Raw genomic sequence first — 22,967 nt, 5'->3', positions numbered from 1 at the left:
AGTGCTCAGCGCTGGTTTTTTGGGCTTTGTCTTCCTGTAATATTTTAAAAACAGGATGATATTATTTTTTCTAATGTCATCATTAAAAGATAGTAATATATAAAATATAAGCATATGTAAAATTTTACGCTGAATTTTTATTGTTATACGACCATTTGTGTTAATGGTTTGTTGGTGTGCGGTCATTTTAGTGTGAGGTTGGTCACGATGCGGATTAGCGAAACAAATTTCTCATTCTAATTTGGCGCGTCTTGCTGCTAATCTGCAGGCGCTTTTGATGACGCCATCACTAAGCACTATAAAAATAAGGAGTAATTATGACTAATGCAAAGAAACCAATGTCACTCACGACACGAGTGATCATCGGTATGGTTGCTGGTATTTTAACGGGTTTCGCAATTCGAGCCCTATTTGCTGAAAATGGATTTGTCGACGCATACATTGTAAATGGTCTTTTTGAAGTCGGCGGGCAGATTTTTATTGCCAGCCTTAAAATGCTTGTTGTGCCACTGGTCTTTGTTTCTCTTGTTTGTGGTACTAGTTCACTGAAAGATGTGACGACACTCGGTCGATTAGGCGGTAAAACGGTTTTGTTTTACGTTGCGACAACCGCAATTGCCATTACATTAGCTCTGACCATGGGAACGTTGTTCCAGCCAGGACAAGGGGCCGACTTAACCGCGGCTAGTACTTTTGCTTCTGCAGAGGCTCCGTCCCTAGGTCAGGTGATTATTGACATGTTCCCAACGAACCCGATCAGCGCGATGGCAGAAGGCAAAACGCTTCAAGTTATTGTCTTTGCGGTTTTGTTTGGTATTGCTATCAGTGCAGCGGGTGAACCTGGCGAGCGTATTGCAGCCATGTTTAGAGATCTGAACGATGTGATAATGAAGCTTGTTGCTTTACTAATGAACATCGCACCATTCGGTGTCTTCTTCCTTATGGCTAAGTTGTTTACTGGTTTGGGAATCAGTGCCATTTTTAATTTGGCCGAATATTTCCTAGTTTTGACGGCAACGTTATTGCTACACGGTCTAGTTACTTATAGCGTACTATTAAAGTCATTCACGGGCCTTAGTCCGTTGACATTTATGAAGAAGATGGAAGATGCGATTATGTTTGCATTTTCTACAGCATCATCAAACGCGACGATTCCAGTTACAATGGAAACGGCGCAAAACCGTTTAGGGGTAGACAATAGAGTCTCATCGTTCACCATTCCTCTAGGGGCAACCATCAACATGGATGGTACCGCGATCATGCAAGGTGTGGCGACGGCATTCATTGCTCAAGCGTTTAACATAGACCTGACAATGGGAGATTATCTAACGGTCATCCTAACGGCGACAATTGCGTCAATTGGTACGGCTGGTGTTCCTGGTGTAGGTTTGATTATGCTAGCAATGGTTCTTAATCAAGTAGGCTTACCTCTTGAAGGTATTGCGTTGATTATGGGTGTTGACCGCCTGCTTGATATGATTCGTACCGCGGTTAATATTACCGGTGATAGCGCAGTAACGTGTATTGTAGCTAAATCTGAGGGCTCGTTAGATATCAATAAATTTAATGACCCTGCCGCAGGACAAAAAGAAGAAACGGTTGAGTTAGCACGAACGTAACGTGAGTAAGCCATAATTGTTATTCATGATAACAATTATGGCTAAAGCGTGAATTGAAAACCAGCGGATAATATTCGCTGGTTTTTTTGTTTAAAGTAGACGATTTTTAAATAAAAGTGGGCAGCTCGTTGGTAATACCAACATTACTGCCAGTGGCAAAATGCTAAAGGTGATAGTGGTGTCAGCCAGTGGTTCACCATCTAAGTTCGTCGGCATGATATTGTCTGAAACCCATTCAATGGTTTTAACTTGGTTACGTTTTACAAATTGACCGGTAAAGTCGTCTTCTTGTATCAACTCATCGAGAACGGTTGGAATATCGGAAGGCGTGAATTCTTCTAAAGACACAACATCTAAATAACCATCATCAATATATGCCATAGGGGCAAGAGCTTGACCACCTCCGGCCATGCGACCATTGCAAACCGCCCCTATGACAATATGGCTATCAATGACATGCCCATCATATTTTACTGTACCTTGAAAGGGTTGAAAGTTAATCGCTTGAACGAGTCCGGCTAGCGTGTAGGCACCGCCACCGAGGAAGTTTTTCAACGCAATAGGGGTGTTCGCGGTCACTTGTGCACCAAAACCAGCGGTCGCGATATTAATAAAATGTCGTTGGTTCGCTTGTGCGGCGTCTACAGGGAATGCTTGTCCTGTTAGAGCAAGTTTTAGTGCGTCATAAGGCGAGTTGGTTGGAATAGTACAAGCGCTTGCAAAGTCATTGGCGGTTCCCAAGGGTAAAATCGCTAATTGTACGTTAGCGTCCTTGTTTCTGAGCAGAGAGTCGACAACTTCATTAACAGTGCCGTCGCCACCGCCTGCGATAAGACGTTGAACACCTTGTTTGCAAGCTTCTGTCACTAAACGGTCCATGTCGCCTGATTCCCATGTCACGCGTACTTCAATGTCATAACCTTCAGTACGAAGTTGGTTCACAGCTTGTCTAATATCTTCTTGGGCGGCTTTTTTGCCATTAAGAAGTAGGCGTGTCGTCATGATGGCTCCATCGTATCGGTTGATTACGGTCTATTTTAAGCACGATTACTGCGATTAACTGTTAGCGTTACAAGTGAATTCTGTTTGGCCTAATCTGGTTGCTCAGGTGCTTTAATCTGGGTTTAGGACTGATGGCAGCGCTGTACTGGCTAATAGATTTAATCATTACAGCGCTAATGTTGTTACTAGAATAACTGTTACTATAGTACAAACGTTTCAATGGCTTTAGCGACACCATCTTCGTCGTTACTATCTGTGATGTAATCGGCTAAGGCTTTGGTTGCATCCATCGCGTTTGCCATCGCAACCCCTTTTCCAGCAAACTGGATCATGTGGTGGTCGTTTTCCGCGTCACCAAAACACATTACTTGGTCTGGGGAAATACCGAGCTGTTTAGCGACCACACTGACGCCTTCTCCTTTATTGCTTAAAGGATTAAGAAACTCTAAGAAGAATGGGGCACTTTGTACAATAGTATAAGTATCTTTAAACGAACTCGGAATATGCGTAATGCCTGCTGTTAACTGACTTGGTTCGCCCACAATCATGGCTTTAATGATGCTATGGTCGTCTTCCAATTTGTCGAAATCGTACACGGTAATATCGAGTTTATTTATCTCGGCTTCATGATCGGTGTAAGGGTTAGCCTCAGTGGTGATAAGGCCCAACTCTTGGCTAAATGCATGGCAATATAAACCAAGCTGTTTAGCGAGAGCGGCGATTTCTTTTGCGCTGCGGCCATCTATGATTTTTTGGTGAAGAACTTCACTGCTTTGCGTTTTTTGAACAAACGCACCATTGAAGTGAATAATGTAGTCGTCGGGTGAATTTAGTTCAAGTTCATTAACAGCATCAAGCATTCCATTGATTGGGCGCCCGGAGGCGAGTACGACGGTTACGCCTTTGTCTTTTGCCGCTTGAATAGCGCGCTTAGTGCGCACGGAAATTTTTTTATCAGATGTGAGAAGTGTGCCATCCATATCAATGGCGATGAGTTTATACACAGTAACTTACCTTAAATTAAAACAATGCCGCTAGAATAAAAAAACTCTTAGAGAACTACCAGACATTTAGGTGGTGACTTTGTGTTGAATTTCTAATACGCATACTTTAAGGTCTGCACATCGGTTATCAATAGTCATGATTAGCAGCTTTTAATGAATACTACGCAATACAAAATCAACGAAATGTTTGAGACCATTCAAGGCGAGGGCGTTTATACTGGTGTCCCTGCGGTGTTTGTTCGTCTACAGGGGTGCAGTGTCGGTTGTGCTTGGTGTGATACTAAGCAGACATGGCTTGCTGAGAAGGGGGATGAACGCACATTTGGGGAAGTAATTGCAAAGCAAGGCGATGATCCTACTTGGTACTCTGCTTCCGCGAGTGATGTGATTACCCAGTACAAAGCATTGGGCTATAACGCTAAACACATTGTCATCACCGGTGGTGAACCCTGTGAGTTTGATCTACTTTCTTTAACGCAGGCATTTGAATCGATTGGCTGTCAGTGTCAGATTGAAACCAGTGGTACAGCCCCGGTTAGCGTTACCGAAAACACATGGGTGACAGTGTCACCAAAGGTGGCGATGAAAGGCAAGCTACCAGTTCTGACATCAGCGCTAGAAAGAGCAAATGAAATCAAGCACCCAGTGGCAACGCAGAAAAATATAGACCAGCTTGATGAACTACTCGTAGGTGTGACATTAAAGCCTAATGTTGAGATTGCCTTACAACCCATCAGCCAAAAATTACGGGCGACTGAGCTGTGTATTGAAACGTGTATTAAGCGTAACTGGCGTCTCTCAGTTCAAACACATAAATATCTCAGTATCGCGTAATAGGATTAGGAATAACTAGAATGAAAAAAGCCGTCGTCGTATTTAGTGGGGGGCAAGACTCCACTACGTGTTTAGTGAAAGCGTTGCAGGAGTACGATGAAGTACATGCCATTACGTTTGACTATGGGCAGCGTCATAAGTTAGAAATTGAAGTCGCACAAGCATTGGCCAAAAAGCTGGGTGTTGCCGCGCATAAGGTGATGGATGTAGGCTTGCTAAATGAACTCGCGATAAGCTCACTTACCCGCGATGATATTCCTGTGTCACATGAACTTGGTGAAAATGGCTTACCAAATTCATTTGTGCCAGGCCGTAACATTTTGTTTCTAACTCTTGCTGGAATATATGCATATCAAATTGGCGCACAGAGTGTTATTACAGGGGTTTGTGAAACGGATTTTTCGGGCTACCCTGACTGTCGTGATGAGTTTGTAAAGTCGATGAATACGGCTTTAATTCAAGGGATGGATAGAGCGTTTACCATTGAAACACCACTTATGTGGTTGGACAAAGCCGAAACGTGGGCTCTTGCTGACCAGCATCAAGCGTTAGCGTTAGTACGTGAAGAAACGCTCACTTGTTATAATGGCGTGATTGGAGATGGGTGTGGGGATTGTCCTGCGTGTGATCTTCGGAAAAATGGGCTACAGCACTACTTGGATAACAAACTAGCTGTGTCAGACTCGTTAACGAAAAAGCAAGCGGGATAAACGGTATTGATTATAAACGGTATTGTTTAATAGGTCTGTAATTTAGTACTGACATAAAAATAGAGGCAAAAGCCTCTATTTATTATGTGTTATGGGTTCTATTTCAGGTACAGCTTAGCGAGATCAGATGGTTCTAATTCTTTACCATCTAACTGCGTGTTCCAGTTTGCACCAATTAAGACACCATCTTCTGCAAGAGTTAGTAACCAATCTTCCACAAAGATATCTAACGGAATGTGTAACACTTCAAAATCGGCCCACTCTTCAACATTATGTAATTTTGCTTCTTCTTCTGAAGACCAAAATGGCATCACTTCAGAATTTTCGAATTCCGTTGAGTCACATGCCAACCAACCTTCTTCATTTCGTAGACCCCAAACTAGCTCAGTAGCTTTGGTGTCACGAATGAAAAGTTCTAGGTTTTGCTCGACATCTGAAGTCAATTTGCTCATGATTTTTATACTCTTAGTAATAACTGCGTTAAGAGTAGCACGAGTTTCAAAAGAACTAAATGAGCGACATTAAAAAGGGCAGTCGATTTGACCGCCCTTAGCAAAAATAGCGCTTAAGAAGGGGCTATTTATCTATTTTAGTAAATATTGTCCATTGTTTTTCTACTTCGCCCTTATATCCTACAACCGAGGCGACCACTTTGCGGTTCATCGCATGGGAGAATTCATTGTTTCCTAATTCTTCTGGTTTTGTGTCTCCGAAGCCAATAATAGTCAGTCTGTCGGGGGCGATTCCATTGTTAATTATCGCTTGCCTAACAACGTCGGCACGGTTTTGTGACAATACCAAATTCTTTTCTGGGTTGCCGACGATACTCGCATATCCTTGAATTTCAATCGTGGTATCTGGGTAGGCTTTCAAAAAATCAGCCATTTGTCGAATTTGATTTTGAAAAACAGATTTGATTATCGTTGAGTTATTATCGAACAACACTCTAATTGCCATTGATTGTGTGGTATCGATATGTTTTTCACAGCCGTCGTTATCGATAACTGAGCCATTAGGAGTGACAACACATAAATCTCTTGCATTGATAACGCCGTCACTATCATCGTCAATTAAATCTGCTTTCTGGTCTGCTAAAGGAGTAGGTATGTAGTCGTACTCATCCTGATCACGAGTGGTGGCGGTTGAGGTGGCTGAAAACGCCACTAGGCTACAAAGTAACAGTAAATTTTGTAGTTTCATGATTTAGTACTCCACCTTTTCATTCCACTCTTTTGGGGTGTCAATACGTAGCCCTTGTAACAAGTTGCCAGTGGCATTCATAACGCGATATTTAGCCAATTGCTCAGCGTACTTTGCGTCCAAATAACCTTTTCTCGCTTCGAACAATTCATTCTCTGTATTGAGAACGTCAAGAAGCGTTCGTTTACCTATTTTGTATTGCTTTTGATAAGCAACAACGGTATCGGATGCAGAATCTACGTGATCAGCTAAAAATTCTTTTTGTTGCACCGTGAATTCAAGTCCCGTCCATGACAGATTTAACCCTTCTTCAACCATACGGAACGTGCGGTCACGGAAATCTTTGGCCTTGTTTAATTGATAAGCTGCGGCTTCTGTGCGGTCGGAATCAGATCCACCGTTATACAGATTGTAACGCATTCGAACCATTGCTCTGGTTTCGTTATCAGTGCCGATGTTGCCGCCAGCGTCATCACGCCAATTGTGACCCGCATCGATGTAGAAAGTAGGGTAGTTTACACCTTTGGTTTGTTGATATTGAAAACGAGCTGAGTCGACATCGACTTGCGAAATTCGAATGACGGGGTGCTGCTCTATGGCAATTTCAAGGGCTTGATCGACGGTTGGTGGAATAGCGTTAAGGTCCGCCTGTGGGTATTTCAGGCCAAGTGGTATTTGTCCAACGATACGTTTAAATTGCGTGTGGGTGTCAAATAAGTTGTTTTGGGCAGCAAGTAAGTTTCCGTGAGCTTTTGCAATACGGGCTTCAACTTGCGATAAATCGGCAGTAGACCCGATTCCGGAATCCACGCGTTTTTTAATGTCTGCAAATATTTTTTTGTGTACTTCTAAGTTAGCTTCAGACAGTGAGAGTATTTCATAAGCTTTGGTTGCCTCTAGATAAATCTTAGAGACCTCTAACGCGATATCAGAAGCGTCAGCTAAAAGTTGATAGCGCACTGACTCGGCTTCTGCCGCCGTTCTGTCCATATCGTTTAACGTTTCATTACCATCCCAAAGTAATTGAGTCAGGCTAATTCCGACTTCCTTTCTGGTAAGGCTCTCATTTCTATTATTAAGCGAGTCTGCACGGTCAAAGTCAGTTCGCTCATAACCAATACCACCATCCAAGTCTACCTTGGGCCTGTAGGCGCCTACCGAGGCTTCGGCGTCATATCGTTTACTTACATACTCGTTGTATGCGGCCTTGATTTCAGGGTTGGTTGCCAATGTCGTAGCAACCGCTTGTTCTAGTGTTTGGCTAGCCGCAGGTAAACTAGCAGTGATAAAGCAAGCAATAGTTGAAATGGTTAACTTGTTCAATGTGACTCTCCTTAGCCCTTATGCAAATTGGTCGCTTTGATAAGGTTCTTATAATGAACATGCATTAGTTAATCCCACAGTTTGATAATGTAAGTTAAGTCATTAGGTTACGGTATCTATAGATAAACTATAGTGACCAATGACATAATTTCAAATAGGAACTGCGATGTTAGTGTATCCAAATTAAGACTCTTCGCATCTTTTTTGAATGCAACATGAAAATACAAACATATTATTGAAAATAGTAGAGAAATTCGGTTGTTCAATGATAAGTCTGCAAATAAGTCTCAAAATTGAGACGGATAGGACATAAAAAAACCACTCATGTGATGATGAGTGGTTTAGTGTTCACGCGAAAGTGTGATAATTGCGAGTTATTGACTACAGAACTTTGCAGGCAAATCCTTTCAGGTAGAAGCCTTCTGGGTAGGCTGTGTCTGTTGGGTGATCCGCGGCTTGCTCGAATCGTTCAACGAATTTGACTGAACGTCCTGCGTCCAGTGCTGCGTCAGCGATGATTTTCTGGAATAGATTTTGATCCATTAAACCAGAGCAGGAATAGGTCAATAGTGTACCGCCTGGTTTCAGAATTTGCATGGCGAGCATGTTGATATCTTTGTAACCTCGACACGCTCCGTTGAGCTGGGCCTTAGACTCCGCGAATTTAGGTGGGTCCATGATAACAACATCAAATTTGGTGCCTTGATCACGGTACTCTCTTAGTAGCTTAAAGACGTCGGCATTTAAAAATACGGCCTTTTTCTTCTCGGTAAATCCATTGAGTTCCGCATTGTGCTTTGCCGTGTCTAATGCAAGTTGTGAGACATCCGCGTTAATGACGCGAGTTGCGCCACTTTTTAGCGCGTACAGACCAAAGCCTCCGGTATAGCTAAAGCAGTTTAAGACTTCTTTACCTTTGGTGTATTTCTGCGCTTGGTAGCGGCTATCGCGTTGATCAAGATAAAAACCAGTTTTGTGCCCTTTGATGATATCAACGCTAATCTTCACGCCGTTTTCTTCAATCACGACTGGCTCTAGAGGCTCTTCTCCAAGTAAGACGCCCGTACGCTCTTTAAGGCCTTCTTTTTTACGTACAGATACGTCTGAACGTTCGTAAATCGAACACTCTGGAAAGCAAATATGTAAGGCTTTAACAAGGGAGTCTTTTTGATATTCCGCTCCCGCGCTGAGTAATTGACATACGAGGTATTGATTGTATCTATCAATGGTAATGCCGGGTAAACCATCAGATTCGGCAGCGATGAGGCGATAGCCAGTTAAACCATCTCGTTCAATTATGTCTTCTCTCAGTAGCTGAGCAGTTCGGATGCGAGACACGAAAAAATCTACATCGATCGCTTGTTTTTCAAAGCTCCAAACGCGAGCGCGAATTTGTGAATTTGGTGAAAATGCCGCTTTAGCTAGCCATTCACCGTTGTCCGCAAAGACATCAACCGTTTCACCAAGAGAAGGTTGCCCATCGACGCGGGAGATACCGCGTGAAAAAATCCAAGGGTGTTTACGTCTTAGTGATTTGTCGCGACCTTTTACGAGATGTATTGCAGGAGCCATGGGATGCCTTACGTGTTAGTACAAAAGAAAGGGTGGGCTATTTTGTGTGATGTCGCTGACAAATGCAATGATGTCGCGGTAATGACTGCGCTTAAATACAGTTTAAGCTCAGATCAGGCCAATATATTAGCTATATTCTAAGAGTGGTTACATTAGGAATACTATTATGCCGGATATTTGTAAGAAGTTTATTGTTCAGGGGCGTGTGCAAGGAGTGGGCTTTCGGTACCACACTTGCCATGAAGGACTGAAGTTAAACACCACGGGCTATGCAAAGAATCAATCTGATGGGACAGTGGAAGTGATGGTGTGTGGCCAACCTATCGATGTTGACGCATTGGAGCAATGGCTAATGATTGGCCCAAGAACCGCACATGTTGAAAGTGTGGTGCGAGAGCCATGCGAATACCAGCTATATCGTGGCTTTAAGATCCTATAGCCGAGCTTTGAGCGTTAGTTGTAAGCAAGAGTGTTAGTTGGAAACTATAGGCACTTCGCTGGCTTTGGAAGCCCGGCCAATTTCGTTGCTTGTTTTGCTGGGCCCTTTTTAAAGAGTTTAAATAGGTACTTACTGTTACCTTTTTCTGGACCGTGCGCTTTTTCCATTGCTTTTACCAGCATTCTAACCGCAGGAGACGTATTAAACTCTTGGTAAAACTGACGAACAAACATCACGACTTCAACATGCGCGTCGGTGAGTTCAATATTTTCTTCTTCAGCAAGAATCGCAATCATGCCTTCTTCCCACTCTTCGAAATTCAGTAGGTAGCCTTCTGCATCCGTTTCAATGCTTTTATCTTGGTATTGGATCATAGTATCAATCAGTATGTTGGACTCGCTAGGATGTTAGCGCAAATTAAAACACAATTTCAAGCCAGTAATTAGTGTTGCCTGATAATTGAGTAGGCGTTGCCGTTAGGCGGTAGGAAAACTGAATAGGTAAAAAGTAATAAGCAATAAAAAACCCGAGATAAACTCGGGCTTTACACTCAACTGGTCGTCAACAAATTAATCGTCGTTCATAATGCCAAGAATACTTAGCAGGCTGATGAAGATGTTGTAAATAGACACAAAAAGCGTAACGGTTGCAGAAATGTAATTAGTTTCACCGCCACGGATAATGCCCTGTGTTGTCATCAAGATAGCCATGGTAGAGAACACGATAAACAAGCTACTAAGTGCTAAGTGCATGATAGTAGATTGAATAAAGATGCTGGCAATCATACCTACAATCAGTACAACAAACAGTGACAGCATTAAGCCGCCAAGCATTGACAGGTCGCGTTTAGTTGTCAGCGCATACGCAGATGCCGCTAAGAACGACAAGGCTGTACCACCAAGAGCGGTGACGATCACATCGCCCATGCCCGCGCCTAAATACATATTTAGTAGTGGGCCAATGGTGTAACCCATAAAGCCAGTGAATAGGAATGTAAATACAAGCCCCATTGAGTTGTTACGGTTTTTCTCAGTTAAGAAAAGTAAGCCGTAAAAGCCAACCAGAGTGATAATAATACCAGGGCGAGGTAATCCCATCGCCATAGAAACACCAGCGACTACCGCAGACCAAAGCAAAGTCATAGATAGTAGGGCATAGGTGTTACGTAATACTTTGTTCGTTTGCAGAACGCTCGCTTCAGACGAAGTGCGAGATACCATAGGACCGTTCATAATCTTCCTCGTAGATGATTAACTTTCTTATATGACTAGTTATGGGGCCGATTGTTCAAAAAATCAAGCTTTCCTATTATAAGTCACTTTACAAAATCATAATAAAAATAGTTGCTTAAGTATGTAGTAAGATGTAACACAATATGTCTGAGTTGCAAATGATTGAATCCACAAAAAAAGGCGACGTTTCCGTCGCCTTTTGGTGATTGATACATTAATGGTGCAAGATTTGACTCAAGAAGTTTTGTGTTCTGTCCGATTGTGGGTTTTCGAAGAAATCAATAGGGTTGTTTTCTTCAATGATTTCACCCGCGTCCATGAAGATAACTCTGTCGGCGACTTCTTTTGCAAACCCCATTTCGTGAGTAACACAAAGCATTGTCATCCCTTCGTCGGCAAGCTCAACCATTACGTCGAGTACTTCACGTACCATTTCGGGGTCGAGTGCGGAAGTTGGTTCATCAAACAGCATAACCTGAGGACTCATACAAAGTGAGCGAGCAATCGCAACGCGCTGTTGTTGACCACCGGAGAGTTGACCTGGGTATTTGTCTGCTTGATCAGGGATCTTTACACGCTCTAAATACTTCATTGCTATTGACTCAGCTTCTTCTTTAGGCATTTTTTTAACCCAAATTGGCGCAAGTGTGCAGTTTTCTAACACAGTTAAGTGCGGGAAGAGGTTAAAGTGTTGGAAACACATGCCGACTTCTCGCCTTACTGCTTCGATGTTTTTTAGATCTTCCGTTAACTCAGTACCAGATACAAAAATGTTACCGGCTTGGTGCTCTTCCAGGCGGTTAATACAGCGAATCATGGTCGACTTACCAGAGCCAGAAGGGCCACAAATAACGATTTTCTCGCCTTTTTTAACTTCTAGGTTAATATTTTTTAGTACGTGAAACTCACCATACCATTTGTTCATGTCCTTCAGTTGGATCATGTAATCTTCTTGTTGCGTCATAATACGTCCTTGAATTTCCGTTTTATCGTTTGTGACCGGTATGCAGTTTATTCTCTAGCCATATCGAATATCTCGACATGCCAAAGCAGAATACCCAGAACACTAACGCGACAAATACATAACTTTCGGTAGAAAACCCTAACCATTCTGGGTCGGTGTTTGCTGCCTGACCAATACCCAATACATCAAACATACCGATGATGAGTACCAAACTGGTGTCTTTGAAAAGACCGATAAACGTGTTCACAATTGAAGGGATAGTGATCTTCAATGCCTGAGGTAAAACAATTAACCCCATTTTTTTCCAATAGCTTAGACCTAGAGCATCCGCTGCCTCGTACTGCCCTTTGGAAATTGCTTGTAACCCGCCTCGGACTACTTCTGCCATGTAGGCGGCACTAAATAACACCACACCCACTAGAGCACGAATCAGCTTATCCGTTTCTGTCCCTTCAGCCAAAAACAATGGAAGCATTACAGACGCCATAAATAAGACTGTGATGAGCGGTACACCACGCCAGACTTCAATATACACAGTACAGATACTGCGGATGATAGGCATTTCTGAACGCCGCCCTAGTGCCAATGCCACACCAATTGGCAGGGAGACGATAATCCCAACCAGTGCAATGATTAGTGTGACGAGTAGGCCACCCCATTTATGGGTATCAACGACTTCCAAGCCAAACACGCCGCCATAAAGTAGTGCGCCAGCGATAAATGGATAAATGTTTACAAAAAACAACCAAATCCACAAGCGCTTAGGCGTTCCTTCATAGGCAAGCAAGGCGACGAAAATCGCGAGTGTTGCATAAAATAGCTGTGGTCTCCAGAGTTCAGCTTCTGGGTAGAAGCCGTACATGAATTGGTCCCAGCGGACACTGATGAACACCCAACATGCGCCTTCTCGTGAGCAGGCATCTCGAGTTGTACCCACCCAATCGGCATTAATAAATGCCCAGTTGGCAACTTGCCACAGTAATGTAATACAGATGTAGCTCACGATAATGGTGAGTATTGAATTGACTGGCCCATCAAACAAGTTTTGCCGTAGCCAACCGACAACACCTACCGTGTTAGCTGGTGGCGGAAGGTCAGGCTGAAATTGATGCTGCGACATATTATCTCTCCACCAAAGCAACTTTGCGGTTATACACATTCATTAACGCGGAAGTGACTAGACTTAAGGTCAGATAGACTGCCATTGTCATCGCAATAACTTCAATCGCTTGCCCAACCTGGTTCAGAGTTGTGCCCGCGAAAACAGAGACCAAATCTGGATAACCAATAGCCATCGCTAAAGATGAGTTTTTGGTTAAGTTAAGGTATTGGCTAGTGAGAGGCGGAATAATGATTCTCATCGCTTGAGGGATCACGACCAGTTTCAGGGTGCGAGTGCGAGGCAAACCAAGAGACATTGCGGCCTCGGTTTGACCATGATTGACGGCATTGATACCGGAACGAACGATCTCTGCGATAAAGGAAGCGGTGTAAATACTAAGCGCAATGGTTAATGCCGCTAACTCTGGGATAATGCTAATCCCACCGCGGAAGTTGAACCCTTTAAGTACGGGGTACTCTGCAGAAATCGGCATTCCCATGATGAAGTACGCCACCAGTGGTAATGCAACGAGTAGCCCTAAGGCAATACGTAGCATAGGGGTCTGCTGCCCGGTTAATCTCTGTTTGTTTTTAGCCCATATATTAACGCCAATAGTAGCAATTAGACCGATGATGAAGACTCCAATGACGATGCTACTTCCTGCTTCCATAACGGGGGCAGGGAAGTACAAACCACGAACATTAAGGAAAATGGCTTCACCCAAACTCATACTCTGCCTTGGCGAAGGAAGCGCCTGTAGTACGGCAAAATACCAAAAGAAGATTTGCAGAAGTAATGGGATATTTCGGAATATCTCAATATAAACGGCAGCGAATCGGCTTACGAGCCAGTTAGAAGAAAGACGAGCAATACCAATGACAAAGCCTAATACTGTCGCAAAGAGTATACCAAGGACAGAGACAAGAGCCGTGTTTAGTAGCCCAACAAAAAAGGTTCTACCATAAGAAAACGTTTCGTCGTATTCAATGAGCGTTAACCCTATACCAAATCCAGCTTCTTCAGAAAGAAAATCAAAACCTGTTGCGATTCCTCGAGCGGCAAGGTTATCGAGAGCATTGGTGACAATCGTATAGAAAAAAGCACCAAGCGCCATAACCGCAATAGCTTGGAAAACAACAGAACGGAAGGTAGGGTTGTACAGGAGATTTGCGCTTTTCGCAGGTTTTTTCTGCGGTGCGACTTGAGTATTAGTAGGTTTCATACAGCTATAACCTCAAATCCTTTGAGAAAGGGCGGATAAACCGCCCTTGTTTTGGAGCATTATGTATTTCAAAGCACTAGTTGTAGTGCAAATAACTAACAGCGACGTTCGCTTTCAGCTATTTGATACCGTTAGCGGATTGGTGGCGCATACATGAAACCACCAGCATTCCAAAGTGCGTTGACACCGCGGTCAATCGCAAGTGGAGAGCCTGTACCGACAGTACGCTCGAAGCTTTCGCCGTAGTTACCGACTTGTTTGATAACTTGATAACCCCAGTCATCATTAATGCCTAGACCTTTACCTTTTGGTCCATCAACACCAAGAATACGCTTGATGTTTGGATCGGTCGATTTAAGCATTTCGTCCGCATTTTTCGAGGTAATACCATATTCTTCAGCATTGATCATGGCGTTTAGTGTCCATTTAGCAATGTTGAACCATTGATCGTCACCTTGACGAACAACAGGGCCTAGCGGTTCTTTAGAAATAATTTCTGGGAGTACGACTGCTGCACTTGGGTCTTTAAGGTTAAGACGAAGCGCATAGAGACCGGATTGGTCAGTCGTCAGTACATCACAACGGCCAGCGTCAAAACCTTTTGAAGTTTGTGCTGCGGTATCAAATACCACCGGCTTGTATGACATACCACTATTTCGGAAGTAATCGGCTAAGTTAAGTTCGGTTGTTGTACCTGATTGTACACAAACAGAAGCCCCATCGAGATCTTTAGCGCTGGTCACGCCAAGGTCTTTCATGACCATGAAACCTTGACCATCGTAGTAGTTAACGCCGACGAAGTTTAGACCAAGTGCCGTATCACGGTGCAATGTCCAAGTGGTATTACGCGATAGTACGTCAATTTCACCAGACTGAAGGGCAGTAAAACGCTCCTTAGCAGTTAGGGGAACATATTTTACTTTCGATTTATCACCAAGTACTGCAGCTGCAACAGCTTGGCAGTATTCTACGTCGATCCCTTCCCATTCACCTTTTGAGTTAGGGTTAGAGAAGCCGGGAAGACCCGTACTCACACCACAAGTTAAAACACCTGCTTTTGTGACTTTCTCTAGAGTGCTGTCAGCCGCGGAAGCTGACGTGCTTACCATAGCAGCTGAAGCAGCTACCAAAGATGCAATTAGAGTGAGGTTCTTTGCCATTGTGTATCCTTCCTGTAAGTTCCGTGTAAATCAGGTCCATCCTGAATACAATGTGCTAATCATTGTTTTATGCTGGTCATGATTTTGGTGCATCTTAAGTTCTTAATATTCGAACTAATTTTCTACCAGTTGTAACAACCGTTTAAAGCGTAGATAATGTTTAATGATTTCTCAAATTATTAATTTAAAAGATGTTTTGAGTTGTCACACGACCTTAAACCATTGTTAGAATGACGAAGTGTAATAGTTTTGTAAATAGTGCAACTAAACACCAACTTAGTGCGATAGAAGTAGATTTGTTAAAGAAACGTTAATTTAATATACATGCTTGTTTTTTGATTTAACTTCTGGATATTGTGCTTGTTATCGTTAAAAATTTAGTGAAAAATTGTTTTGTGACGAATGTCTCGGTGACAAAGCTGCACCATTCTGGTGAGTTTGAATGAATAGTTATTTCGGTTTGAAAGGGAAATTTATGCGTTACTTTCCACTGTTTATGGATCTGCTTGAAAAGCCTGTACTCGTTATAGGTGGAGGGGAGGTTGCTTGTCGGAAGATTGATATGTTGCTGCGTGCTGGTGCACAGGTTACCGTCGTATCGCCTAAGATAGAGCCTTATCTAGCGCAATTAGTAGAAAATGAGAAGTGCCATTGGATACAGCGTTTTTATGCGCCGGAATTGATGACAACCGATTACGTGCAAGTTTGGGCGACAACGGATAATCCAAGCTTAAATCATCAAGTGCATAAAGATGCAAAAAAATTACGTATTCTTGTGAATGTTGTCGATGATACGCCTTATTGTGATTTTATAACGCCCTCAGTAATTAACCGAGGGCGCATCCAGATAGCGATTTCTAGTGGCGGATCCTCACCAGTGCTCATTCGAGGTATACGCGAAAAAATAGAAACGGTTTTGCCTATGAATACCGCCCAATTAGCGGATTTTGCCGCGAGTAAGCGGACAGACATTAAGCAACGCTTTCCTTCTGTTGATGAGCGTCGTAAGTTTTGGGAGCTGTTTTTTCGAAAGCCTGAAGTGATGTGTTGTGTAAACAATCAAGAGATTGAACAGGTTTATCAGCGTATGGTAGAGAAACCGGTGACATTTTCCGAATCATGTACTTGGATTGAGTTTGGCGCTGACCCAGAATTACTACCGCTAAGAGCATTACGCTTGATGCAAGAGGCAGAAATCGTATTTCACGATAAAACCTGTCCATTCGGTTTTGTGGATTTAGTAAGGCGTGATGCAGAGCGACTTTCTTTTCACGATATTACTGATGTGGCGGCACACATACGCCAGTGCAAGAGTGATGGGCAAAGAGTGGTGGTCTTTGTCGACCCTACCTCGTCAGCTTATCGATTACTCAAAGAAAATGACGACGTCATTGAGTTGGCACGGATAAAATAAAAAGGGCAGAAGCCCTTTTTTATCTATTTGTTTGTCGCTGTTAAATAAGCAACAAATGGTATTGGTCGGAGATTAGTCTCTGAAGTTGTCAAACTGGAAAGGCTGTCCTAGCTCACTGGTTTTAACAAGTTGCATCGTAGCTTGTAAGTCATCGCGTTTCTTACCTGTCACTCGAACTTTCTCGCCTTGTATTGAAACTTGCACTTTGATTTTCGCGTCTTTTACCGCTTTCACGATTTTTTTAGCGACGGTAGTTTCAATACCTTGCTTAAATTCAACGTTTTGGTGCCAAAGTTTACCAGACTGCTCAGCCGTCTTAGATTCCATAGAAGCAACGTCGACACCTCGTTTAGTCAGGTTACCACGTAAAATGTCACGCATTTGCTTTAGTTGAAAGTCACTTTCACAAGACAGTTTCACTACTTCACCATTTAGTGTGAATGATGCTTCAACATTACGGAAGTCGAAGCGGGTAGTGATCTCTCTATTTGCGTTATCAACAGCATTACGCAATTCAACGGTCTCGATTTCAGAGATAATATCAAATGATGGCATGTTAGATTTCCTTACTATTACGTTGTTTTACCGCGTCGGCGAGAATGTTAAGCATATCAACAGTGTCGCTCCAACTTAGACATGGGTCAGTGATTGACTTCCCATATTCGAGGTTATTGATGTCGCTCATGCTCTGATTGCCTTCCTCGATGAAGCTTTCCGCCATGATGCCAGCAACTTTATGCGAACCTGCGATGATCTGACGACCTATTTCTTCCGCAACATCAAGCTGTTTACGGTGTTGCTTTTCACAGTTTGCGTGGCTGAAGTCAACAACTAGGCGCTGTGGCAAATCAAATGAAGCAAGCTGCTCGCAAGCAGAGGCAATAGAGCCTTCGTCAAAGTTTGGACCTGTATCACCACCACGTAAGATAATGTGGCCATGTGGGTTACCGCTTGTACGATAAACTGTCATGCGACCATTTTTATCAGGTGAATAAAAATAGTGTGAAGCGCGAGCTGCTCGGATCGCATCCATGGCGATTTTAACGCTGCCATTGGTGCCATTCTTAAACCCAACAGGACAAGATAGTGCCGAGGCCATTTCTCTATGGATTTGAGATTCGGTTGTACGAGCGCCAATCGCACCCCAAGTGATAAGGTCGGCGATGTATTGCCCTGTTATCATGTCGAGAAATTCGGTTGCCGTTGCTAAACCTAACTTATTGATGTCAAGCAATAGACCGCGGGCTTTGTTTAAGCCAGTTTCAAGGGCGTAAGAGCCATCTAGATTTGGGTCGGTGATTAAGCCTTTCCAACCTACGACTGTGCGAGGTTTTTCAAAGTAGGTACGCATGACGATGAAAAGCTCATCGCGGTATTGGTCTTGAATCGCACTTAGGCGTTTCGCGTAATCAAGCGCGGCGTCTGTATCGTGGACAGAGCATGGACCAACAATGCAAAGAAGACGGCTATCTTCTCCGGATAGAATATTTTCAATTTGACGGCGAGAATCGGCAATTCTTGTCGCGACATCATCTGTAATGGGATGAGTCGTACTTAATTCCAACGGAGTGGGCATTGGGCCTAGTGCCTGAGTTCTTAGTTCGTCTGTTTTTAATGGCATGGGGCAGCCTACGTATTAATTTCGAAGCGGTAAAGATAGCGGAAATGCCGAGTCAAATAAACTATTAATGGCAATCTCCTTAGTTGACGAGGGATTACCGCTAAATATGGTCACATAATTGATTAAAAATAACGCAATTGTCGGAATGTATGGACTGTGGTCAAAATAGTTCATGATAATTCCTCATCATGCCTTGTATTCATAAGGTTGAGTCGGTATTTTGCTTTTAGTTAGAGTTAAGAAAGCACGGAGCAGTCATGAGTTACGAAAGCGAGAAACAAAGTCAAAACATTCCCTTAGCATCACTGAGTCTTGGTCATGTTTTTCCAAGCTACTCTGAAACAGCTGAGGCAGAGCATTTGTATGTATCAATTGCCGAACTCATTATGGAGAAAATATTCTTTCATCCTGACTATGCTCAACTTGGTGATGAACTCGATAGCGTCGAATTGGACGCTATCAATGCATTACTCGGGGGGCGTGAAGCGTCGGACTTTTTCGTTGAAACTCTCGTTGCTGAAATTGTGTCGGCCGTTCAGCCTTGCCACAAAGTGGTACGAATAGAGTTAAATGATGCGGACAGCTATGGTATGAGTGCCTTGCTAGGTGGAAAAGTTGAGCCAGAAGAGGTGAACCCGGCGCTTGGTGTTCGTGGCGTTTCTCGTTTTGCGTCAGCGGCGTATAGTGCGACGTTTGCGTTAGAGTGCCAGGTTGTGAAGACGTTGCGAGAACAGGGAATTAATGTCGAGATTATTGTACCGTGCGTAAGAGCACTAAGTGATGCGGCAAAAATTATTGATCAACTTGCAGAGCAAGGTTTGCCACGCGGGTTGAATGGTTTAAAGATTTTATTTGCTTGTGATACGCCATCTGCTGTTCTGCTATCAGAGCGTTTACTGCAGTATTTTGATGGTTTAGTGATAAAAATTGACAACTTGACCCAGTTAACACTTGGCGTGGATCGCCATCAAGACGAGTTAGCCCACTTGTATGATCCACAGAGTGAGGCTGTACTTAAGTTGGTTAGAGATGCCGTGGTTACGGCAAAAGAAGTGAAGAAACCAGCGATTGTGGTTATTGGTTCACTTGATGATTATCCCCACCTTGCTCTCCAGTTGGAAGAGTTGGGGCAGATTGATGTTTACGTGACGGCGTAACTACAGTAGTGGCTGGCTCTTTAATGATTCCAGGTCAGTTAAGGAGCTGAAAATAATGAAAGGCTAATGGCATCCAAGCCTTAGCCTTTTTATATTCCATAGTTTTTTCATTTTAATACTCCACAGCGTTTTCCTTTTAGCGATTTCACATTCTCCAACTTTTTAATATCGTGTCGTTTTGTAACATTTCTTTGACATCCCTATTGCTTTTTAGTTTACTGGTCGGATGAGTTTTCTTGTAAAGGACAAGGACATGTTATCACCACTTCGTAAAGCTAACTTATATCTCAATACCTTTGGTTTTTTCAAAGTTCCTTTCATTTGGCTATGCCGACCTAAAATTCTTCAGCTTGATCAGCGTAAGGTCGAGATTAAAATCCCTTTAAAGCGACGGACAAAAAATCATCTAAATAGTATGTATTTTGGTGTTCTGGCTGTTGGTGCCGATGTGGCTGGTGGATATATGGCGATGAATAAAGCGCAACAGCGAGGTGAAAGGGTATCACTGGCTTTTAAAGAGGTAGAAGGTAAGTTTTTTAAACGGCCAGAAGCTGATGTTCATTTTATCTGTGATGATGGGGCGCTAATTGATAGCATGCTAGATGAGACACTTGCCACCGGAGAGCGAGTGAACCGTCCAGTAAAAATTACCGCCATATGTCCATCGTTACATGGTGACGAGCCCATGGCGGAGTTTTTACTGGTGCTATCATTGAAAAAGGTCGTCAAGAAAACCGTTCACTGATAATTGTAGGTGATAGCTAAATCCCGTTGCTTTAAAGCGGTATTTCTTCAATGTCGACAATTTTTGAACGATTAAGAATGATCTTCCAACGGTAATAGTGCGGTTCCGTATCGTAATTATTCTCCTTAATAATTAAATTGAGGAGATGACGCTTTTCTAACGACTCTTTTACCACTTGTCCCTCTTGTAGGCGGAAGAAACGGTTATTACTTTTATCCATTAGGCGAGTTAGTGTGCGAAAGTTAATGTTAATCACTTCACGGGTTTGGTCATAGCCACTGGTGAACTTCGATGTAGCCATGGTGGTGTGAGTGCGATAGTGAAGTATTTTTTCCTCTCTCTGAACCACTCGTTTTTTACGTATTGTTTTAATGCGGTCAGGTAATCGGTCAAAAGAAACAAAATCCAACCATTCAATTTTTCTCCCCACTTCTTTTTTTGTCGTCGGGTCGATATAGCGCCTACGCCATTTAGGCTTACCTCGTTGGATCCAACGCCATAAAATGTCGCGTAAATCGTCCTTAAATACTTCACGAAGCGCATAGATGACGGACAACACTAAGATAAACGAGGCCGTGATTTCGCCGAGGTAATCTCTTGCTAAAATGACGGCCGTGGTAACGAATAACATCACAAGCCCTGTTGCTGACCCCTTGATGAAGCGTTTAGTGTTGTTACCCATTGAGGTCAGTTTCTCTTGTAGCACAATAGGGTGCTCGATTAATCGTCGTAATAATCGCATCTTATTACTAAGGCGAGTCGAGTCCTTACGAACTTGATCAGAGTTATAATTGTTGAGGTTTCGGTGTGCTTGTTCTTTCTCAACAATGGTGATGAGTCGTTCTTTGAGCGGTGTGTATGATTTACTATTGGGTAACGCAACGACAAGGGACAGAAATTTCTGACCTGTATACCAAGAAAGGTAGTTGTCGATGTTGGCATAATAACGCTTGAGGCTCTCCTCATAGGGCACAGCTCGACGCATCTTACGCAAAATGTCGATGGCTAACTCAATTACTTCATCAATTTCGTCTGCGGTGACTTCTTCTTTTGAGGAGTTGATGAGTGAAGAAACCGCATTGTCTAACGCAAATACATATTGGTAGGCGAACAAGCTTAAACTGACACGATATTGAGTGTTGGATAAACGTCCACGCTTGGCGAGTCGAGAGTGGATAAGAGGCAGCAGGGTTTCTGTACTGAAATACGTGCGCTTTTGAGAGAACGAGTTGTGATAAAAGTCTGACTCGGAAACTTGGTGTGACTCGAGGTCGAGTTCTCCTGGGATGAATAGAAAAACATCTAAGTCTAAGGTTTTTGTATTAGCCATCGCATGAGCAATTTTTAAAGTGATGGCATCTTGTTTGTCGACAGAAATCAAACAACTTCTCCGTTTGTATTGATACCGTTAAGCATATCAGAACACGCAGAAACTAGCATCTTAAAGCGAGTCAGGTATAATCGCCCGAATAATCCCAATAGAGATAAAATAATGATAAATGTAGGTCAAATGAACCAGCTTGAAGTGATGAAAGAAGCAGACTTCGGGTGGTTTTTAGACGGCAAAGATTATGGATCAATTTTGCTAACCAAAAAATACGCTCCTGAAGGGGTAAAAGTTGGCGATAGCATTGATGTTTTTCTCTATTTTGATTCAGATAACCAGATTGCAGCGACCACGAATAAGCCTGTAGCACAGGTGGGTGAGTGGGGAATGATGACAATTGAAGGCGTTAACAGTGTTGGTGCATTTGCAAGCTGGGGCATCAAAGAAAAAGACCTTCTGATTCCATTTAGTGAGCAGCGTGGACGCTTGGTCGTTGGTCAAAATATTTTGGTTTATGTTTATACCGACAAAGCTTCTGGGCGTATTGTTGGTACGACTAAATTCAACAAATGGCTCGATAACGTGCCTGCGGTTTACACCACGAACCAACAAGTCGATTTAATCATCGCCGAGCGCAGTGAACTTGGTTATAAAGCCATTGTTAACGGTGAGCATTGGGGCATGATCTTCCAATCGGATGTATTTGGTAAGCTATTTGTTGGTAAACGTCTGAAAGGTTTTGTTAAGCAAGTTCGTGAAGATGGGAAGATCGATCTTAGACTACAAAAGATTGGTACGGCAAAGATGGACGATTTGAGTGAAAGCATTCTGAGTTTGCTTGAGAAGAAGGGCGGATTCTTGCCTTTAAGTGATAAGTCGACGCCAGAAGCGATTTTTACGACGTTTAAAACCAGTAAAGGTACGTTCAAAAAAACCATTGGTGGTTTATTCAAGCAAGGCAAAATCACGATTGATAAAGATGGCATTCGCTTGGTTGGCGAAGACGCTTAATCTTAGCTATCCCCTTTGACCATCCCGATTGTTGGCGTGACAATCGATTGGTTATTGAAAGGTAAGAGCGAAAAAGAGGCCCAAAACTGATCCTGTTTTGGGCCTAGGGGAATGGCTCATGGAGAGCCTACGCTAACTGTTTTAATCGAGTGTTAGTTACTTACTATTAACTGGTTACTCAACGATTAATGCTATAGCTTTATTCGGTGTACTGATGCTAAGCAAGCGAGTGTAAAATGAACCACTTAGTTGATGTGATATCGCTTGTTCATGCCAATGTTGATAACCCCTAAAGTGTAGTACAAAACG

Annotated in this window: 23 protein-coding genes; 8 read left to right on the top strand and 15 right to left on the bottom strand. The window is 43.0% G+C overall.

The genetic code is table 11. The annotated features are described in order from the left end of the window. Positions 1-317: 317 nt before the first annotated feature. Entirely contained in the window at positions 318-1,619 is a 1,302-nt protein-coding gene (locus L4D05_RS04375) for a dicarboxylate/amino acid:cation symporter (protein WP_428750749.1), read from the top strand. Positions 1,620-1,709: 90 nt separating this feature from the next. Here L4D05_RS04375 and yegS read toward each other — a convergent pair whose 3' ends face one another. Both yegS and L4D05_RS04365 read right to left on the bottom strand, forming a co-directional pair. Next, positions 1,710-2,621: a lipid kinase YegS gene (gene yegS / locus L4D05_RS04370; protein ID WP_428793152.1), complete on the bottom strand. Its 912-nt coding sequence runs from the start codon at positions 2,619-2,621 to the stop codon at positions 1,710-1,712. Positions 2,622-2,821: 200 nt separating this feature from the next. After that, entirely contained in the window at positions 2,822-3,625 is an 804-nt protein-coding gene (locus L4D05_RS04365; RefSeq protein ID WP_428793151.1) for a Cof-type HAD-IIB family hydrolase, read from the bottom strand. Between the two features lie 153 nt (positions 3,626-3,778). Here L4D05_RS04365 and queE point away from each other — a divergent pair, with 153 nt between their 5' ends. Together queE and queC are read left to right on the top strand one after the other, a co-directional pair. Then, positions 3,779-4,459 carry a 7-carboxy-7-deazaguanine synthase QueE gene (queE, locus tag L4D05_RS04360; RefSeq protein WP_428750746.1) on the top strand — a complete coding sequence of 227 codons (681 nt, stop codon included), beginning with the start codon at positions 3,779-3,781 and terminating at the stop codon, positions 4,457-4,459. Positions 4,460-4,479: 20 nt separating this feature from the next. Then, a complete protein-coding gene (gene queC / locus L4D05_RS04355; RefSeq protein WP_428793150.1) occupies positions 4,480-5,169 on the top strand; it encodes a 7-cyano-7-deazaguanine synthase QueC in 690 nt (229 codons plus the stop codon). A gap of 98 nt (positions 5,170-5,267) precedes the next feature. On the opposite strand, the gene L4D05_RS04350 is transcribed toward queC, so the two are convergent. From L4D05_RS04350 to L4D05_RS04335, 4 genes are all read right to left on the bottom strand, one after another. Continuing rightward, positions 5,268-5,621 carry a DUF2750 domain-containing protein gene (locus L4D05_RS04350; protein WP_428750744.1) on the bottom strand — a complete coding sequence of 118 codons (354 nt, stop codon included), beginning with the start codon at positions 5,619-5,621 and terminating at the stop codon, positions 5,268-5,270. Positions 5,622-5,745: 124 nt separating this feature from the next. After that, entirely contained in the window at positions 5,746-6,369 is a 624-nt protein-coding gene (locus tag L4D05_RS04345; protein ID WP_428750743.1) for an OmpA family protein, read from the bottom strand. 3 nt (positions 6,370-6,372) lie between these two features. Next, complete coding sequence (locus tag L4D05_RS04340) at positions 6,373-7,692, bottom strand: TolC family outer membrane protein (RefSeq protein WP_428793149.1); 1,320 nt, start codon at positions 7,690-7,692, stop codon at positions 6,373-6,375. A gap of 381 nt (positions 7,693-8,073) precedes the next feature. After that, on the bottom strand, positions 8,074-9,264 hold the full coding sequence (locus tag L4D05_RS04335; RefSeq protein WP_428793148.1) for a class I SAM-dependent methyltransferase: 1,191 nt from the start codon (positions 9,262-9,264) through the stop codon (positions 8,074-8,076). Between the two features lie 166 nt (positions 9,265-9,430). Between L4D05_RS04335 and yccX the strand changes: the two genes are divergently transcribed. Further along, the gene (yccX, locus tag L4D05_RS04330; RefSeq protein ID WP_428793147.1) at positions 9,431-9,703 is read left to right on the top strand and encodes an acylphosphatase; all 273 of its coding nucleotides are present in this window, start codon (positions 9,431-9,433) and stop codon (positions 9,701-9,703) included. Positions 9,704-9,747: 44 nt separating this feature from the next. On the opposite strand, the gene L4D05_RS04325 is transcribed toward yccX, so the two are convergent. From L4D05_RS04325 to L4D05_RS04300, 6 genes are all read right to left on the bottom strand, one after another. Beyond that, the gene (locus tag L4D05_RS04325) at positions 9,748-10,077 is read right to left on the bottom strand and encodes a TusE/DsrC/DsvC family sulfur relay protein (RefSeq protein ID WP_428793146.1); all 330 of its coding nucleotides are present in this window, start codon (positions 10,075-10,077) and stop codon (positions 9,748-9,750) included. A gap of 195 nt (positions 10,078-10,272) precedes the next feature. Next, a complete protein-coding gene (locus L4D05_RS04320; protein WP_428750738.1) occupies positions 10,273-10,935 on the bottom strand; it encodes a Bax inhibitor-1/YccA family protein in 663 nt (220 codons plus the stop codon). Between the two features lie 214 nt (positions 10,936-11,149). After that, positions 11,150-11,899, bottom strand: a complete 750-nt coding sequence (locus tag L4D05_RS04315) for an amino acid ABC transporter ATP-binding protein (RefSeq protein WP_265672887.1) — start codon at positions 11,897-11,899, stop codon at positions 11,150-11,152. A gap of 22 nt (positions 11,900-11,921) precedes the next feature. Next, entirely contained in the window at positions 11,922-13,019 is a 1,098-nt protein-coding gene (locus L4D05_RS04310; RefSeq protein ID WP_428793145.1) for an amino acid ABC transporter permease, read from the bottom strand. 1 nt (position 13,020) lies between these two features. After that, a complete protein-coding gene (locus L4D05_RS04305) occupies positions 13,021-14,223 on the bottom strand; it encodes an amino acid ABC transporter permease (RefSeq protein WP_428750736.1) in 1,203 nt (400 codons plus the stop codon). 131 nt (positions 14,224-14,354) lie between these two features. Next, positions 14,355-15,383: an amino acid ABC transporter substrate-binding protein gene (locus L4D05_RS04300; RefSeq protein WP_428750735.1), complete on the bottom strand. Its 1,029-nt coding sequence runs from the start codon at positions 15,381-15,383 to the stop codon at positions 14,355-14,357. A gap of 475 nt (positions 15,384-15,858) precedes the next feature. On the opposite strand from L4D05_RS04300, the gene L4D05_RS04295 reads away from it, so the two are divergent. Further along, positions 15,859-16,797 carry a precorrin-2 dehydrogenase/sirohydrochlorin ferrochelatase family protein gene (locus tag L4D05_RS04295; RefSeq protein WP_428751159.1) on the top strand — a complete coding sequence of 313 codons (939 nt, stop codon included), beginning with the start codon at positions 15,859-15,861 and terminating at the stop codon, positions 16,795-16,797. Between the two features lie 72 nt (positions 16,798-16,869). On the opposite strand, the gene L4D05_RS04290 is transcribed toward L4D05_RS04295, so the two are convergent. Continuing rightward, positions 16,870-17,352 (bottom strand): YajQ family cyclic di-GMP-binding protein, encoded by a 483-nt coding sequence (locus L4D05_RS04290; protein ID WP_428750734.1) that lies wholly within the window; start codon positions 17,350-17,352, stop codon positions 16,870-16,872. Between the two features lies 1 nt (position 17,353). Next, entirely contained in the window at positions 17,354-18,418 is a 1,065-nt protein-coding gene (locus tag L4D05_RS04285) for a 3-deoxy-7-phosphoheptulonate synthase (RefSeq protein WP_428793144.1), read from the bottom strand. Positions 18,419-18,675: 257 nt separating this feature from the next. Between L4D05_RS04285 and L4D05_RS04280 the strand changes: the two genes are divergently transcribed. Then, positions 18,676-19,575: a putative PEP-binding protein gene (locus L4D05_RS04280; RefSeq protein WP_428750732.1), complete on the top strand. Its 900-nt coding sequence runs from the start codon at positions 18,676-18,678 to the stop codon at positions 19,573-19,575. A gap of 253 nt (positions 19,576-19,828) precedes the next feature. After that, positions 19,829-20,320 (top strand): PaaI family thioesterase, encoded by a 492-nt coding sequence (locus L4D05_RS04275; protein ID WP_428750731.1) that lies wholly within the window; start codon positions 19,829-19,831, stop codon positions 20,318-20,320. 31 nt (positions 20,321-20,351) lie between these two features. Here L4D05_RS04275 and L4D05_RS04270 read toward each other — a convergent pair whose 3' ends face one another. Beyond that, positions 20,352-21,701, bottom strand: coding sequence for a hypothetical protein (locus L4D05_RS04270; protein ID WP_428750730.1), 1,350 nt, complete (start codon positions 21,699-21,701; stop codon positions 20,352-20,354). 111 nt (positions 21,702-21,812) lie between these two features. On the opposite strand from L4D05_RS04270, the gene L4D05_RS04265 reads away from it, so the two are divergent. Further along, complete coding sequence (locus L4D05_RS04265) at positions 21,813-22,658, top strand: CvfB family protein (protein ID WP_428750729.1); 846 nt, start codon at positions 21,813-21,815, stop codon at positions 22,656-22,658. The last annotated feature ends 309 nt before the right edge of the window (positions 22,659-22,967 follow it).

The organism is Vibrio nomapromontoriensis (assembly GCF_050337205.1).
GTDB classification, from domain to species: Bacteria; Pseudomonadota; Gammaproteobacteria; order Enterobacterales; family Vibrionaceae; genus Vibrio; species Vibrio nomapromontoriensis.
This window is presented reverse-complemented; position numbering and strand designations above follow the sequence as displayed.